This window comes from Cytobacillus sp. FSL R7-0696 (genome assembly GCF_038006865.1).
Classification (GTDB): Bacteria; Bacillota; Bacilli; order Bacillales; family Cytobacillaceae; genus Cytobacillus; species Cytobacillus kochii.
Map to the genome: position 1 here is coordinate 3,869,956 of NZ_JBBOWA010000001.1, position 12,637 is coordinate 3,882,592.

The 12,637-nt window shown below is 34.5% G+C and carries 12 protein-coding genes; 7 read left to right on the plus strand and 5 right to left on the minus strand.

Annotated features, from left to right (window positions below; genetic code table 11):
• Positions 1-155 precede the first annotated feature (155 nt).
• The gene (locus MKX29_RS19845; protein ID WP_095373101.1) at positions 156-767 is read left to right on the plus strand and encodes a superoxide dismutase; all 612 of its coding nucleotides are present in this window, start codon (positions 156-158) and stop codon (positions 765-767) included.
• A gap of 431 nt (positions 768-1,198) precedes the next feature.
• On the opposite strand, the gene MKX29_RS19850 is transcribed toward MKX29_RS19845, so the two are convergent.
• Positions 1,199-1,828: a helix-turn-helix transcriptional regulator gene (locus MKX29_RS19850; protein WP_341107236.1), complete on the minus strand. Its 630-nt coding sequence runs from the start codon at positions 1,826-1,828 to the stop codon at positions 1,199-1,201.
• Between the two features lie 187 nt (positions 1,829-2,015).
• Between MKX29_RS19850 and MKX29_RS19855 the strand changes: the two genes are divergently transcribed.
• The 5 genes from MKX29_RS19855 (at position 2,016) to sipW (ending at position 6,713) form a co-directional block, all read left to right on the plus strand.
• Positions 2,016-2,975 carry an MBL fold metallo-hydrolase gene (locus MKX29_RS19855; RefSeq protein ID WP_341107238.1) on the plus strand — a complete coding sequence of 320 codons (960 nt, stop codon included), beginning with the start codon at positions 2,016-2,018 and terminating at the stop codon, positions 2,973-2,975.
• Positions 2,976-3,457: 482 nt separating this feature from the next.
• Positions 3,458-4,048 carry a CalY family protein gene (locus MKX29_RS19860; protein WP_224938334.1) on the plus strand — a complete coding sequence of 197 codons (591 nt, stop codon included), beginning with the start codon at positions 3,458-3,460 and terminating at the stop codon, positions 4,046-4,048.
• A 36-nt stretch (positions 4,049-4,084) separates the two neighbouring features.
• Positions 4,085-5,668: a M4 family metallopeptidase gene (locus tag MKX29_RS19865; RefSeq protein ID WP_341107240.1), complete on the plus strand. Its 1,584-nt coding sequence runs from the start codon at positions 4,085-4,087 to the stop codon at positions 5,666-5,668.
• Positions 5,669-5,735: 67 nt separating this feature from the next.
• Positions 5,736-6,164: a hypothetical protein gene (locus MKX29_RS19870; protein WP_341107242.1), complete on the plus strand. Its 429-nt coding sequence runs from the start codon at positions 5,736-5,738 to the stop codon at positions 6,162-6,164.
• The gene (gene sipW / locus MKX29_RS19875; RefSeq protein WP_224938331.1) at positions 6,165-6,713 is read left to right on the plus strand and encodes a signal peptidase I SipW; all 549 of its coding nucleotides are present in this window, start codon (positions 6,165-6,167) and stop codon (positions 6,711-6,713) included.
• Positions 6,714-6,961: 248 nt separating this feature from the next.
• Here sipW and MKX29_RS19880 read toward each other — a convergent pair whose 3' ends face one another.
• Both MKX29_RS19880 and MKX29_RS19885 read right to left on the minus strand, forming a co-directional pair.
• Entirely contained in the window at positions 6,962-7,981 is a 1,020-nt protein-coding gene (locus MKX29_RS19880) for an AI-2E family transporter (protein WP_224936639.1), read from the minus strand.
• A gap of 43 nt (positions 7,982-8,024) precedes the next feature.
• Complete coding sequence (locus MKX29_RS19885; protein ID WP_341107247.1) at positions 8,025-8,339, minus strand: hypothetical protein; 315 nt, start codon at positions 8,337-8,339, stop codon at positions 8,025-8,027.
• Positions 8,340-8,573: 234 nt separating this feature from the next.
• Here MKX29_RS19885 and MKX29_RS19890 point away from each other — a divergent pair, with 234 nt between their 5' ends.
• A complete protein-coding gene (locus MKX29_RS19890; protein ID WP_341107251.1) occupies positions 8,574-9,701 on the plus strand; it encodes a metallophosphoesterase in 1,128 nt (375 codons plus the stop codon).
• A gap of 287 nt (positions 9,702-9,988) precedes the next feature.
• On the opposite strand, the gene MKX29_RS19895 is transcribed toward MKX29_RS19890, so the two are convergent.
• Both MKX29_RS19895 and MKX29_RS19900 read right to left on the minus strand, forming a co-directional pair.
• Complete coding sequence (locus tag MKX29_RS19895) at positions 9,989-11,437, minus strand: spore germination protein (RefSeq protein WP_341107253.1); 1,449 nt, start codon at positions 11,435-11,437, stop codon at positions 9,989-9,991.
• A 5-nt stretch (positions 11,438-11,442) separates the two neighbouring features.
• Positions 11,443-12,519, minus strand: coding sequence for an endospore germination permease (locus MKX29_RS19900; RefSeq protein WP_251161709.1), 1,077 nt, complete (start codon positions 12,517-12,519; stop codon positions 11,443-11,445).
• Positions 12,520-12,637: the final 118 nt, after the last annotated feature.

The following is a 12,637-nucleotide window of genomic DNA, read 5'->3' on the forward strand; positions in this document are numbered from 1 at the left end:
TCCTCATACTCATTTTATACCAATTTTAACAAAAGGAGGTAGAAATAGGAAGTTTTATTTTCTAGCTACTTTTTATACTTATTAGTTGAAAAAGTAGATAAGGTATTCTAAAATATAGAGTGTAAATAGATTTTACATATTAGGAGGAATTCAAAATGGCTAAACACGAATTACCAGCATTACCTTATGCAAATGATGCGCTTGAACCACATATCGATGCGCAAACAATGGAAATCCACCATGATCGTCACCATGCAACATATGTAAACAACTTAAATGCTGCATTAGAAGGACATGACGAGTTAGCTAGCAAATCTATTGAAGAACTAATTGCTAACTTAGACGCTGTTCCTGAAGATATTCGTACAGCTGTACGTAATAACGGTGGCGGACATGCAAACCACAGCTTGTTCTGGACACTTCTTTCTCCAAACGGTGGCGGTGCACCAACTGGTGACGTTGCTGGTGCAATTGAAGAAGCTTTTGGTAGCTATGATGCATTCAAAGACCAATTCGCTAAAGCTGCAGCTGGACGCTTCGGTTCTGGTTGGGCATGGTTAGTATCTGAAAATGGTCAATTATCTATTACAAGCACACCAAACCAAGATAGCCCAGTAATGGAAGGTAAAACACCAATCCTTGGTCTTGATGTTTGGGAGCATGCTTACTACTTAAAATATCAAAACAAACGCCCAGATTATGTTCAAGCATTCTTCAATGTTGTGAATTGGGATGAAGTAAACAAATTATTCGCAGCATCAAAATAAGGATGTTGATCAGGGACCCAAAATTTGATTTTGGGTCTTTTTTATATGCAAAATGAGAGGGAAAAGAAATAGTTAAGAATTTACTGATGTAAAAGTAAATACCAAAAGCACCAAACACCTGAGGAATATAGAAAAAGAATAGCAAATAAAAAATATGCATAAAACACCTTTGAAAACAGATAAGAGGAGTGGACAAACAGAAAATTTATTCCATATTGTGTAAATGTAAGTAAAGGGAATATACAAATAATTGCAAAATATGAGGGATATTGAAGGGCTTAAAAAGTGATAAATGTACACTGTTGTTCTTATAGGGATGTATCACAATAAAAGATAAATACATAAAAGAAACTAAGTTAAAAGTAAAGCCTAGAAATCGAAACCGGGTGAATATAAAAGAAAAACTATTACTCTAGCAAGTAATAGTTGAATCAATTAAATTTAATTTTAAATTGGCAATGATCATGGCCTTCTGTTTTGCATCTTACACGTTGCACTTGATTTGTGTTTAATGCTTGCTTGAACAATTGGGTTTCGCAATGACAAGCTGTTTTATACGATTGGACAATGGAAAGAATGGGACAATTAAATTCTGTAAGCTCATATTCGTCTGTTCCTGTTTTCAACAAGTTTGCCATATAGCCTTTTTCATTTTGAATGTTTAATAATGTTTGCATTTTTATATCAGGCGCTTGTTCTTGTAATCTATGTTCGTACTCTTCAACTAGTCGCTTTTCTCGTTTAATAAATAAGTTTTCAATCGCTTCACTGCCATACAATTCTTCAATATCAAAGAGAAATTCAAGTGATAGACCTTCATAATTTTTTGGAAAATAATGTTCGCCTTTACTTGTTAAATAGTAGAACTGAGTCGGTCTACCTAAGGCTTGTTTCGTTTCTTTGGACGCGATTAAACCGCTATTCTCTAATCCGGTTAAATGTTTTCTCACCGCCATATGGCTAATATTCAGGCGCTCCTTAAGGTCGTTGACAGACATGGAAGACTCTTTTTTTAATAAAAATAACACTTTATCTTTTGTTGATTCAGCATGAAATTCCATTCTATCACCTCAAGTATAGTCAATATTCGCGTGGCAATGGCCGGTTTGACAATCATACTTATTATACTATATTGTATAAAAAAACTTAAGAGATAATCATTGCCAGCGGAATTTTTAGAGAAATAAGACATTTCGATTGAGTGCTCATTCAAACATTTGAGATAAATAGTTTAGTAGGGGGAATAAAATGATTTATCCAATAACCATACCGACAAAAAGTGATTTGCGTTCTTTTAATTTTTTTCTTGTAGAAGGTAGTAAAGGATTAACTTTAATAGATGCTGGAATTAATCATGAAGCATGTTGGCAGCAATTTCTTCAACTATTACAGCGCCATCAATTTCTGTTAGAGGATATCAATGAAATCATCCTTACCCATTCACACGAGGATCATACAGGCTTGATTACTAGAATTATTGAAAAACACAACATCCCCGTTTATGTTCATGCTGAAGCGATTCCTCGGTTAAAGAGGGAAAAGTCATTTTTTGAAAAAAGAATTTCCTTTTATGAAATATTATATCGTGAAATGGGTTGTGGCAAGGAAGGTGAAAAAAGAGTACAGCAGCTCAAGAATATCGTCATAGAAAAACAAAACGAGGGATTGCATGCTGATTATAGAACGTTAAGTGAAAATGATTATATTATTAATAGAAAAGTAATTGAAACACCAGGACATGCTCCTGATCATATCGCTTTAATAGATGAAAGAAACAATGTGATGTTAGGTGGAGACCACCTTATCGCCCATATATCAAGTAATGCTTTAATTGAACCTTATATGAATGGTGAAAGAAGAAAGACGGTCCTTGAGTATGTGGAGTCACTGCAAAAATGTTTAACCTATGATATTGACTATTGTTATAGTGGGCATGGTGAACAAATAACGAATCCACATCAACTTATACATAAAAGGTTGAAAGGGATAGAAAGAAAAGCTGAAAAATTCCTATCCTATGTTTCTGAAGCAGAAAAAACAGCGAGTGAAATTGCCCGGTATTTTTACCCGGACAAATATTATACGCAGTTCAGCCTTGTTATGTCAGAGGTAATTGGTCATTTAGATTATTTGGAAGAAAAGAACAAAGTAGAGAAGGGAATGGAAAATGGAGTTTGGCGGTATAAAACCGTTAAGCACATTAAGTAGAAAGTTTTTATAGGGGAAATGGATTTTCTCATATGGAACATTTTATGAGGTCCAATCCCCTTTAGCTCTGTTCTCTTAATATTAAATAACTCCATATACAACTCTCTCTGTCAATGATAGATTAATATCGTAACTGCATAGTTAATCTCAATTTCTGGTGTTGGATTAGACAAATACCAAAATACAATAGGTAGGAGACGGGCAAAGGGGATAACAAGCTTTGCATTTGATTGGGTTGCTAATAGTAAGCTTGAAAAATCACTTTTTCCGCCTAAAATAATGGTAATAAATACCTCGTTTTTACTAAAAATGTGAAAAATGAAGGAATATGACTATATTTAAATAGGGCATAGGAAACTTAATTCCAACCATTGATTCCTTTATGTTTGACGTAAGCTTTTCTTATAAGTCTAAGCAAATGAAGAAAAGTCTAAGCAAATGAAGAAAAGTCTAAATAAAGGGTTGAAAGGAGCAGATTTACTATGGGAGTGAAAAGAAAGCTTGCATCTGGGATGATGTCAGCAGCACTTGGATTGGCTCTGGTTGGAGGAGGAACATTTGCCTATTTTTCCGATGAAGTAACGACGAATCATGTATTTGCTGCTGGCACACTAGACTTATCAATTAATCCTGAGGTTGTGTTTCAAGTTGAGAACATCAAACCGGGTGACACAGTCACGAGAGAGCTTGTTTTAAGTAATAGTGGTTCGTTGCCAATTGAATCCGTTCACCTGCTCACAAATTACCAAGTATCGGATGAATTATCTGATAATACAGAAGATTTCGGCAAACATATTCGTGTAAACTTTTTGTGGAATTGGGAGAAAGAGTCAGAACCTATTTTCGAGACAACTTTGTATGAATTAAAGAATATGGACCCTGATATTGTTCAAAGAGACCTATGGGATCCTTTATGGAAACAGAATAGTGGCCTAGCTCCAGGAGAAACAAATGAGATATGGGTACAATTCGAATTTGTTGAAAACGGTGAAGATCAAAACCAATTCCAAGGGGATCAGTTAGATCTAGAATGGGTATTTAATGCTTCACAAACAGCTGGTGAGGAGAAGTAGAGTAAATGAAAATAAGCAATGGGGAGGCGTTTTTGCATGTCGATAAAAACGAAAGTATTATCAACAGCATTCATTTTAGGGATGCTAGCGAGTCCTATTCAAGGGCAAGTTTATGCAAATGAATCACAAACCAAACTGTATAGCGAATCATCTCAGCTTACTGAACATATGAAGGTAAGTGAGACTGTTGAGCCTAAACAAATACTTGAAAGCTATCTACTTTCTAAAAGTAAGCAATTCAATTTATCTAATAAACAAATGAGCGAAAATTTCACAATAAAAGATTATGAATTTATTAAAAATGAAAACTTTCATCACTATCGTTTGCAACAATTATATAAAGGTATTCCTATATATGGAGCAGAACAAACTTTTAATATTAGAAAAGATACTGATAAAGTTACTTTTTATGGTGAAGTCGTTTCAGACATCGATATTGACCTAAAAGCTACAACCGACCAAATAAGTGAAAAAAAGGCTATTTCCATTGCAACAGCAGGAATAGAAGCATCAATTGGCGAAGTAAACCAATATGATAGTGAAATAACAGCAGAAAAATACATTTACAAGTTTAATGATAACTATTATCCTGTTTATCTTGTGAAAGCTTCCACCACCTCTCCGGAAGTAGGGTATTGGCATTACTTTGTAAATATAGAGACTGGGCAGATTATTGATTCCTTTAATGCAGCAAATGAAATAACGGCATTTGGTTATGGTGTATTCGGAGATAAACAAATGTTTAAGGCATCTTACATTGATGGTTTGTTTAAGATGTATGACCAAACAAGAGGTGATGGGGTCATTACATACGATTATGATAATAATATTAATGAAGATATTGTTAGTAGAAGTAAGTTATTTACCGATGGTGCAGCAGTTGATGCTCATGCCAATTCTCAAAAGACATACGACTACTACCAAAAAACCTTTGATCGCAACTCTGTAGATGATCAAGGGCAAAGATTACTCTCCCGTGTACATGTTGGGGATAATTGGAACAATGCTTCTTGGAATGGTGTATATATGTCTTATGGAGATGGTGATGGTATTAGATTTCATCCGCTAGCTGGTGGTCTTGATGTGGCTGCACATGAAATGTCTCACGGTGTCATTCAACATACAGCAGGGTTAATTTACCGCAATGAATCAGGTGCGTTGAATGAATCATTTGCTGATATTTTCGGAGCAATGGTCGATCGAGATGATTGGATTATCGGTGAAGATATTATGGCGAATGGGGCGATTGGATTACGCTCTATGGAAGACCCAGCTAGTTTAATTGAGAATAGAACACAACAACCTTATCCAGATCATTGGGATAGAAGGTATACAGGCTCTCTTGATAATGGTGGTGTCCATATTAATAGTAGTATTAATAATAAAGCTGCTTACCTTGTCTCTGAAGGGGGAGAGCATTACGGCGTGGAAGTAACTGGTGTTGGCCGAGAAAAAACGGAACAAATTTTTTATCGGGCCTTATCGGTTTATTTAACACCAAATTCAACATTTGCCATGATGAGACAAGCTGCCATCGATGCTGCAGAAGATCTCTATGGTGAGGATTCAGCGGCAGTTACGGCAGTTGAACAAGCTTATAACGCTGTTGGCGTTCAATAATTAAAACATAAATATGCTGGGGAAATGATCATCGTTCCCCAGCCCTTGAAAGAAAAGGGGATATAACATGAAGCGCAATGGAAAAATCATTTTATTACTCTCTGTTCTGTCTATCTATTCTCTCATTTTGACTTTCCATTCAGTTTTAATAGGGCAAACAAAAGCAAGTTATACATATTCAACCTCCGTTGATGTAAATGTAGAGAGTAAAATCTGGTCATCTAATGAAGAAGTAAGCGATAGTGAAAAAAAACGAGAGACAGAAAATGAGCATGAAGAGGAAAATGACCAAGAGATAGAAAAGCAAGAGGATGAAAAGATGGCAAAAGAAGATAAGCAACAGCAGGAGGAGCAAAACGAAAGTACTGAAGAAAAAGAAAAAAACGTCGATGTTGAACATAACCAAGAAGAACTGGAAGAAGAGGAAGTTAGTAACGAAAATCCATCTTCTGATGACGAAATTGAACAAACACTTGAAGAAGAGGAAGTTGAATAAATGAGAAAGGTACTTAATTGGTTTAGTACGGCTTTGACGGTTTTCTTAATGGTTATAGTTATCGTGTTAGCGGTTGTTGTTGTTGCTGCTAAAGCATCAGGCGGGGAACCAACAATTTTAGGGTACCAATTAAAGTCTGTGTTATCTGGTTCTATGGAACCCACGTTTCAAACAGGTGCAGTTATTGCAGTAAAACCACTAGAGCAGGATGAAAAGCAATCTTTACAAAAGCAAGATATTATCACTTTTCAAAGTGAAGAAGGCATGCCTGTTACCCATCGTATTCATAATGTTATCCATAGTGGCGTGCACACGATGTATGAAACAAAAGGAGATAATAATAATACAATTGATAAAGATCTCGTACTTTCCGACAATGTAACAGCTAAGTATACCGGCTTTACTATTCCTTACGCAGGCTATTTTACACAATTCGCACAGTCTAGGGAGGGAAGCGCGTTATTATTAATTGTTCCAGGTGTTTTCTTACTTATATATGCTTTATTCTTAATTATAACGGGTTTAAAGTCCATTCAAAATCAACAATAAGGAAACCTCACGAGAACAACTACTTAGGAGGTTTCTTTTTTATATTTCTCATCGATTGTTACTAGCCCTTGAGTTTATTTTAAAGTAAAGATTCGTGCGGAGGTAATATAAATGAAGGGGTACCCCACATTAATCGGGGGTGTACAAATTCAACTGATTTAACGATAATGCCGTCATTCACAGCTAAAAGCTTCAGGAGAAAAATGAAGAATAAAAGCCGTGCTTTATGCACAGCTTTTATCTTATATTTACACTTTTACCGACTTTTTTCCTGTCGTTTTCACATCTAATACATCTAGTAAGAAGACGAACACTGGTATACCGACAATAAGTCCCCATACGCCAAAGAAATGTTCCCCGAAAATCAATACGATAAAAGTATAGAAGACAGGTAAATTGGTTTTTGATGACATTAGCTTTGGATTAAGTATATATGCTTCGATTGCGTGAATAATCATAATGACGACTAATAAATAAATGACTAGCATGAATCCACCAATCGTATATCCGATTAAGCTTAATGGCACCAATGATATAATCACGCCCGCAACTGGTATTAAGCCTAGAAAGAAAATAAGAATAGATAATCCCATTAAATGGGGAAAATCCATTATCCATAGTGCAAATGTTGTTAATGCACAGTTCACAAGGGCAATAATAAATTGTGCCTCAATTACTTTGCCAAATGTTTGAACAAACTTAGAACCAAAGTAAGCAATCTCATTATAAAATGGTGCAACTTTGCTATATTTGAATTTGTTTGTAAAGGCAATCAATTTCGGCTTCTCTAAAACGAAGAAAATACTTAAAATAAGTGAAATCAAAAATTGTATGCCAAATGAACTTATATCAGAGAAGTATTTAAGTAGAACGGTTACCCCTTGTTCTAAATAAGATGATATTTCATTTCGTTCATATAATTCTGTAATATAGTTCATGATAATATTGTCATGTTTTTGGCTAAAGAAACTTTGCATTTGTCCAATCAGTTGCGAGATTTCAAAAATAATAACTGGTAAATATCTGCTGATTCCAACAGTAAATATCGCAATAATGAATAAGTAAAGACCGATTACTGTGAATTTTCGATTTATGTTCACTTTCTTCAAGACAAGATTTACTAAGCGGTCCATTAGAAAGGAAATAATAAACGTAATAAGGATGACATTAATCATACTTCTCATTAAAAATAAAGCGAATACGAGAATTGCAAAAATAATAACTCTTTTAATCCCGCTACTTTGTAACCAATTCTTGAAATTTTCCATTTTCACATTCCCCCTATAAAATCTTCAACAATAAAGCATCTTTTTATATAAGGAGATTAGATAAATAACTGGATTGATACTGGACGGGTAGTTGAAATCGATCCTGTTTTGATTGTTGGTTCTCCTGAATGATGCTATGGGGTTCTTCTAAGCGAACAAAATCATTGATTTTATGTACAATAGGATTTTTTTCTTCTGGTATAACCATCTCTGTAGGCCTTTTAAATGTAGCAAAAGTAGCCGTTATTTGAACATCATCATCATAATGTAAAGAACGATGCTCGTTTATATCCTCAGTTAAAAATGGCGTAATGAACATATAGCAAATGAACATCATTGATAAACATATCTTATACAAAACCTACATCCTCTCAGTATTTCCTTATATTTATTATTCTATCCTACTTTTTTTTAATTTCATATATTTTTCTTTAGATAAAAAAATATAATAGCTTGTTCTAACATATGCACAATACGTGTCATAAATGTACTAATTGGAATAAAGTGGTTTAGGACAATTCTACTTTCCATCGAATGATTTTAAGTAAGTCATGACAAAATAAGAATTCATCAAATGTGTTGAGGTGAAATGATGAAAAGTCATATGCGAAAGATAACTGTCGTTTTCTTTATACTTCCTATCATTGGATGGCTCTTGGGTTTATCGCTATTTCCTAGCGCTTATGCCACATCAGCAGCTCCAGTAAAATTACGGATTCTACAAACAACAGATATGCATGGTCATATGATGGATGAAAACGATGAAGGCGAATCTGTTAGCGATTTTGGACTCGTTAGAACCGCAACCTTAATTAAAAGTGAGCGTAATGAAAACAAAAATGTCCTGTTATTTGATACTGGTGATATCTTAGAAGGAAATGCATTTGCAGATTATATATTTCAAACAAGATTGATGCATTTAGGACAAACTCACCCGGTTATTCATGTCATGAATACACTACGGTATGATGCCATGACACTCGGAAATCATGAATTCAATTATGGTATCGGCTTTTTAACAGAAAGCTTAAGAGATGTGACTTTTCCAATTGTAAGTAGCAATATATACAATGAGGATATGACGATAAACATCTTTGATGATGTTTCATATATGAACCCATATGTGATTCTTGATCGGACATTGGTCGATGCAAATGGGGATGAACGTGCAATTAAAATTGGAGTGATTGGTTTTTTAACCCCCATTGTCGCCGATTGGAATAGTAATTACTTTAAGCAAAAGTTAAAAATGAGGACAATTACTGAAACGGCCAATCAGTATATTCCCCAAATGAAAGCAAAAGGAGCAGATATCATCATAGCTTTGGCTCATGTGGGTGTGAATGCGGATAAGGGCCTTGCGGAGCAAGAAGGGAATAGTGTCAATGAATTAAAATCAATTGAGAATATTGATGTGATTCTATTTGGACATAGTCATAATATTTTCCCAGAAAAACCGAATGAATGGCTTCAATCTCAGACAACACCATTCATTGTTCAAGCGGGGCATTGGGGAAATCATTTAGGAAGAATAGAACTTGAGTTAACTTATGATGGAGAACAATGGATTATTGAAGAAGGAGCTACTTCTGTAATCCCAATTTATAAGCAAGTTAAAGGAAAAAAAGTACCTAATGTCGCCAAAGATAAGCAAGTAGAGGCATTAATGAAGGGTCCCTATAATGAGTTAAAGAGTTTCCGCAAGTGGCACGCGCATTGATTGTAAACGGAAGAATGGTAAATGAACAATCAATATATAATAAAGTGAATATATGAAGGATTTCAGTTAAAAGTTGAGTAGTTTAAAACTCCTTTTTTCTTAGTCTCATTTTGTATAAATGATGGTGCTATCGCAAATGTTGCAGTTTTTCCTAATTTTGATAATTTTAAAAACTGTAATCTTTGATAATCTGGCCCGATTTCTAAAGTATGCGCGGAGCCGAACTTCTATACTTTGGCAACCACTAAAAATCAGGCAAGTAGTATGTTCGTGAATGAACACCTTCTTTAATCATTGTCACTATTTTTTCGTGTTTTGTCTTTAACACCGTAAGATAGATTTCTCTTTTTCTGCAGGCTAAAAGGAAGTGTAATGAACATTTTTAGTTCTTCTGACCACTTTCTTTGCCTTGCTAGAGTTAAAAAAGGCATACCAAAGGATTTGAGTGTAGATAAGTGGATAAATACACAAATTAATGAAAGGATAAAACCAAAAATACCAAAAGCATAACTTATTAATAGAACAGCCATTCTCAAGAAAAAGACATTACCCGTAAGACTGGCATTGACGAGAGTAAACCCTGCGATGGCCGTTATTCCTACAACAATGAGTAGCGTCGGCGAGGTTATACCAGCTCTGATTGCTGCATCACCAATGATTAATCCCCCTATAACAGCAACTGTTTGTCCAATTCCTTTTGGCAGTCTTGCACCCGCTTCTTTAAACAACTCAAACATAATAAAGATTGTAATCATTTCTAATAATGTAGAAAACGGCAAACCCATCTTTGCAATCGTAATAGTGGCAATAAACGGCAAAGGTAATTGTCCAACATTATGCATAACGAGTGCTGTATAAAAACCTGGTAAAAACACCGTCAGGAATAAGCTTAGTAAACGTATCATTCGTTCTACTGAGGAATAATAAAAGCTAATATTACTATCTTCAGCTGTTTTAACAAGGAAGCTTAAGTTGATGGGGGCGATAATCACAGTCGGGGCACCATCAATAATAATCGAAAATCTTCCTTGATTGAGTGATTCAACAACAAAATCAGGCCGACCTGAGAAATTTGTAAGTGGTAGTAGGGAGAATTTATTATCCACAAGTAACTCTTCTAATTCATCACGACTCTGCAAAATATCGACATCAATGTGATTTAGTTTCTCTCGCACATTGTTAATTATTTGTTCATTTATCACATCTTTAATATACAGAAGTGCAACCCTCGTATTTGACCGACGCCCAATTACAAACTCTTCATTAACGAACGAGGGGGTTTTTAACCTTTTACGTACAAGTCCAAGGTTAGTGTCAATATTTTCGATAAAGCCGTCTTTTGGTCCCGTTACTGATACTTCAATAACAGATTCTTCGGGTTGTCTATTGGGCTCATCTTTCACATCATAATAATAAATACGTTCACGGAAGTTTGATAACACAGCTAATTTACCACAAAATACTTGATTTATTAATTCTTCTTTTGTTAATTTAGCTTTTAAACTGTAATCACTTTGTATGTAGTTATAAAGTTTTTCATTGTCATTATCCTCATCCATTAAAAAAGGAATCACAAGAGAGTGGACTAACTTTATGTTTACAATGGGACGACAATAGATAATAATCAACTCTCCCTTAGGAGTATGCCGAACAGGAACGCTTTTGATCTGTATATCTGCAGAATGATTAAAAACTTCTGCTAACTTTTCTTTTGTAAAAAGGGATTGATCATACAAGCTCTTTAACCTCCTAGGAATAATTGTTTATTCTTAAAGATATATATAGAAACCATAATAAATTGAATAGGTAGAACAATCGTTGATATGGGTAAGAAATAACGAAAAACAAAATTATAAAATAGGTCTTGGTCTAACGGCATAACAACTGCAATGAATAACAAAATAAAGATGATAGAGATAGGTGTTCTGTTTTTCTCCCCTTTTGTAAGAATTTGAGAGGTGAGGTAGATAAAAAATCCAATTCGAATCGTAGCACCTGATAGCCATTGGAAAATTGCAAAAAAGTCTGTATGAGAAATATATCTTCCAATAGATATGATTCGCCACTCTTCAAATGCTGGGTACCTAAATTCGGAAGCGTATTTTGGACCAAATTCCACTATCGCTCCAATTGCCGGCCCAATCATTAATCCGATAATAAGTACACCCAGAATGATTAAATGTTTAATTTTAATCATTCCTTTCATATGGGGTAGGAAAAATAAAACAAAAGCAATCTCAATAATCGGTAAGCTTGTGTAAAACATCCCTTTTAGAATATCTAGTACACCCTCTTGGAATATGGGTAATAACAACTCATAATGTTTTTTCTTCATATTGGCGAAAGAAACAAAAAATCCTAAAAATACGACTACTGGAAGTAACAAGCGGCTAATAATGGCCATTGATTCTACACCGGAAAAACTACAATAGAAGCAGGCAATTAATAGTACACCACCAATGATCATACTGGAGAAATTCTGCATGAAACTTAACTGTGACCAATAGATAATTTCTTTTGTAGAGACAAAGGCAGAAATTATTAAATATAGGAGTAAAGGGAAGAATAAAATATAGAATTTGAATCTCCCTAATTGTTCACTAATAATTCGAATAAATGGTGTTCCTTTAACTGTTTGTCCCACTTTATAAATAAGAGGGGTGAATAGAATCAAAGGAATAATGGCAAGTAACATACTGATCCATGTATCGCGTCTAGAAGTAGACAATACAGCAGGAATAATTTCAACATGAGCAAACAAGCCGATGCCGAGAATCATAATATAGGCAATGCTAATAAAGCTTAGTTTTTGATTCAAAATTACTCACCTGTTTTTTTCCTTATTGTTTCAGCTATTCCAATTATTATGCGCAGATAAAAATATCTATATATATTTATTATTGTGTATTGATTATCAGTTTTTTTTAATCTAGAAT